Annotated in this window: 4 protein-coding genes and 1 pseudogene; 3 read left to right on the forward strand and 2 right to left on the reverse strand. The window is 38.9% G+C overall.

The window, feature by feature from the left end; all coding sequences use genetic code 11:
* Positions 1 to 343, reverse strand: a pseudogene (locus tag H6S82_RS22545) (ATPase); the annotation flags it as partial.
* A 196-nt stretch (positions 344 to 539) separates the two neighbouring features.
* On the opposite strand from H6S82_RS22545, the gene H6S82_RS22550 reads away from it, so the two are divergent.
* Together H6S82_RS22550 and H6S82_RS22555 are read left to right on the forward strand one after the other, a co-directional pair.
* On the forward strand, positions 540 to 2,099 hold the full coding sequence (locus H6S82_RS22550; protein ID WP_191056738.1) for a peptidoglycan DD-metalloendopeptidase family protein: 1,560 nt from the start codon (positions 540 to 542) through the stop codon (positions 2,097 to 2,099).
* A gap of 499 nt (positions 2,100 to 2,598) precedes the next feature.
* The gene (locus H6S82_RS22555; protein ID WP_190465307.1) at positions 2,599 to 2,823 is read left to right on the forward strand and encodes a DUF4926 domain-containing protein; all 225 of its coding nucleotides are present in this window, start codon (positions 2,599 to 2,601) and stop codon (positions 2,821 to 2,823) included.
* A 28-nt stretch (positions 2,824 to 2,851) separates the two neighbouring features.
* On the opposite strand, the gene H6S82_RS22560 is transcribed toward H6S82_RS22555, so the two are convergent.
* The gene (locus H6S82_RS22560; RefSeq protein ID WP_190465306.1) at positions 2,852 to 3,649 is read right to left on the reverse strand and encodes a DUF4058 family protein; all 798 of its coding nucleotides are present in this window, start codon (positions 3,647 to 3,649) and stop codon (positions 2,852 to 2,854) included.
* 79 nt (positions 3,650 to 3,728) lie between these two features.
* Here H6S82_RS22560 and H6S82_RS22565 point away from each other — a divergent pair.
* Positions 3,729 to 3,908, forward strand: a 180-nt coding sequence (locus H6S82_RS22565; RefSeq protein ID WP_191056739.1) for a Uma2 family endonuclease, incomplete at its 3' end; no start/stop codon positions are given.

A 3,908-nucleotide genomic window follows, 5' to 3' on the forward strand; every position in this document is an offset into this window, starting at 1 on the left:
TGATATTCTGGATAAACTTATTACAAATATTAATATCAATTTCTTGTACTAAACAGTCACCTGAGTTGGAAACTTGAGAAACTCTATGTTTTTTCTCTAACTTAGAACGGAAATTAAATTTATTGAGATCTTCTCCTAATTCTTCAGCCAACTTTTCCCATAACTTAGCTGCTTCTTTTTTAATGTGGGATTCGCTACAATTAAAATCTTTAGCAATTTGAGGATATTTTTTTCTTTGCCAAGCGCCCGTTAGTATTGCTTCCTGTATAGGTGTGAGATGTTGTCCAGTGTCATTAAAAATCAAGTTATCAGCCCACTGTAATATATCTTCAATATTATTCATATCTAGATACGGATAGATATTTGTGTAATATATCCTACCAAATCCTACTTTGTCAACCGAATTGTACCAAATCCTACTAAATTTTTTCAGGATACTTAGAAAAATTGGGTGCTAAAGCATACGATATTGAGTTGTCTATTAAAGCTAACAATGATAATATCTAAATTATCAAATCGATAAATTAATCGAAATTAATATGTCCAATTTCTTTTTTCCCGAACCTCAACAAAGTTGGGAATATAACAATCCAATAAACATTTTACCCGTAAGTTCAAATGTACTCAATATAGCCTTGACTTGTGTTCAAACTGAATTACAAAAATTTTTCGCCTCGCCCACTGCCTTAGAAAAACTAGATCGAGTCTTTGATATTACCGAGCGAAACGCGGCTCATATATTGATTAAAAATTCCGCAGTCGGCATTTTTAATCAAATTCCCCATCTGCAAATTGTCGAAGATGTAGCTATGAATGGGGCGCAGGGAGCCTTTTCGCAAGCTACAAACACCATCTATTTATCAGATTCCTTGCTGCGCCGTGACAGTCTGAAAGTTCAAGAGGTTCTGCTTGAGGAACTAGGACACAAGTTTGATACTTTGCTCAATCCGGGTGGGGATACTTGTGGAGATGAGGGAGAGTTATTTAAGGACGTTGTTTTGGGTTTTCCTCTGAGTCAGCCAGAGTTGCTACGGATTCAGACAGAGAATGACTTCAGCACTGTTGTCATTGATAATCAGGTTATCTCTGTTGAACAAGCCCAGAATAGCATATTAGCTGATGCAATCGTATCTAATGACGATGGTGTTTATGTCAGACGTTCTGATGGGAGCAAATTTTTACCTAATGAAAAATGGACAGATATTGTTTATACGGGAACGAAAGGAACCTGGTTTGCCGATGTAACGGGAGATGGTAAAGCTGATGCAATCGTCTCTAATGACGATGGAGTTTATGTTAGGCGTGCTAATGGCACTGGCACGGGATTTTTACCTAATGAAAAATGGACAGACATTGTTTATACGGGAACGAAAGGAACTTGGTTTGCTGATGTAACGGGAGATGGTAAAGCTGATGCAATCGTCTCTAATAATGATGGAGTTTATGTCAGGCGTGCTAATGGCAATGGCACGGGATTTTTACCTAATGAAAAATGGACAGACATTGTTTATACGGGAACGAAAGGAACTTGGTTTGCTGATGTAACGGGAACTGGTAAATACCAACTTCCTTACCCAGACGGTAAGACTTATCAAGTTACCCAAGGAAATAACAACGGAACCAGCCACTCCGATCAGTTTAACCGCTATGCCTGGGATTTTAATATGCCTGAAGGCAGTACAGTAGTTGCTACAAGAGCTGGTAAAGTAGTCAGTCTATACGAAGGTTCTCAAACGAGAATATCTTCTCTAAACGGTTGGTCACAATACACCAACTATGTACTTATCGATCATGGAGACGGAACATCGGCTGTGTACCTTCACTTAAAATATAATAGTGTACTGCCAAATGTAGGCGATTATGTAAGTCAAAACCAGCCAATTGCTCAAAGTGGTAAAACTGGATATGTACTTGGCACTCCAGGCGATCATTTACACTATTCAGTTCAAAAAACTCCCATTAACATTCCTGCTGGTGGTTTTAGCAACAAATCAGGAAATTATGTTACTGAAAGCCTACCAAGTTCTTTCTCAGATCCAGATGTCTTGAGCAAAAATTCTAATGGCGTACCTACTTATCCTAACTACTATACTTCGTAGGTTGTTAGGATCGACAACTAATATACCAATCCCAAAGTAGTAGGGTACGTCACCTTGCATTTTTTTACCAAAGCGATTAATTATCGTAGGTGACCCGCCCGACATTTGTTGGTAATCAAATCGCACGTTGCGCCTGATAAGAAAGTCGGTATTTTCTACCGAACAAGAAACCGGTTTTTTCCAAAAAATCCTGTTTCTGTGCTGAAGTGCTATACCAAAAGAAAGCCAAGCAATTAGCTCTAAACGAGATCTTGCACCAAAGTTTTCACCCGCCAGGGGTTTAAACCCCTGGCTAATAGCGCAAGTCCGTTTTAACGGACTAATCTTTTCTACCAGTCCACTTCAGTGGACTTTCGCTATTAGGCGGGGACTTGAGTCCCCGGCGGGCGTGGACAACACCGCCGATTAAGGCATCTTTTAATACCAGTCGCGTGCAGGTACAGGTGCAAGATGTTGTCAGCGCATACCCACTAGAATAAAATTCCTCAAATTACCCAAAATGATTACTGAATTAGACCGAGTTGCTTTAACCACCGATTTACCAGAATATAATTTAAAAACAGGCGATATTGGCACTGTGGTATTAGTACATCAAGAAGGTTTGGGATATGAAGTAGAATTTATGACAGTCACCGGACAAGCTATTGCAATTATTTCATTATTTAGTTCTCAAGTGCGTGCGATCGGTGACAGAGAAATCGCCCAAGCGCGAGTTCTCACATAATCATTAATTTGTTTGGTTAGGCGTCGCTCTATTCCGCAGCTTTTGCTAACAACTCCTGAACCCAAATTCTATCCTGTTCTGATAAAGCAGGAACGATTTCAGCAGTGTAATCAATCCGATAATCATAACCTGCCTTATCATAAATTTCCGTAAATAATTGCTGTAAATTAACAGTTGGCTCAATATCTTCCGAACGCAAAGGCAGGTAAAAGCTAGGAAGAGAATCTTTGAAACTAAAAGCATATAATTCAGCTTGCGGTCGATGAGTATGCCTGCTAATTAAAACTCGATAATTTGACTGAATATCAGCTTCTAAAATTGGCATCGGTTGGAAGCTTCGGATTAAATCAATTTCTACTAAATTTGTTAAACTTCCTAAAATACGCTGACGTTTTTGGAGATAACTATCTCTTCCTTCACCAGCACGTTTATTAACAGGAGATAAAATTTCAATTACAGTAATAACTGAACCTGTGCTTCTGTCTCTTACCTCTAAGTAATTTTGCTTAATTTTTTCCGGGATCGGGACATTAACTGCGATCGGTTGAACGGGAGATGAAGCAACTGCTACAGCGATTTGAGAAGGGGATTGATTAATATTGGACGATTGACGTTTAACCGCTAGATCGGGAACACCCACTAATATAGAATTATCACCATTAGAGCTATTAATTTCATAAATGCGCTTTTCAATGGCAATTTCATACTTAGGACGAACTTGAGGAACTAAAGAATCTGCAAGGGCTACAATTAACCGACTATGAACTTCCGGCCAAAAACTAGGATTTTCTAGATAAGGGTCAAAGCCTGGAAAAGGTGAAGGCATTGGTTTACCTCCTATCAATGCGACTCTGGATTTAGTAATATAAACTAATTATAGCAGTCTACAACTAAATAGGAAGCTTATGCTCCAAGCAAAAAACAAACTCACTCTGGATGAATTTCTCGCCCTACCAGAAGGCGATGTAACTTACGAATTAATCGATGGTGAAGCAATAGCAAAAATGTCACCGAAATTTTTTCATTCCAGACTCACAAAGGCACTACTGAGATTGCTGGAAAACTGGGGTCAAGATAAGGGAGAA

This window comes from Planktothrix sp. FACHB-1355 (assembly GCF_014748295.1).
In the GTDB taxonomy this organism is placed as follows: domain Bacteria; phylum Cyanobacteriota; class Cyanobacteriia; order Cyanobacteriales; family Aerosakkonemataceae; genus Aerosakkonema; species Aerosakkonema funiforme_A.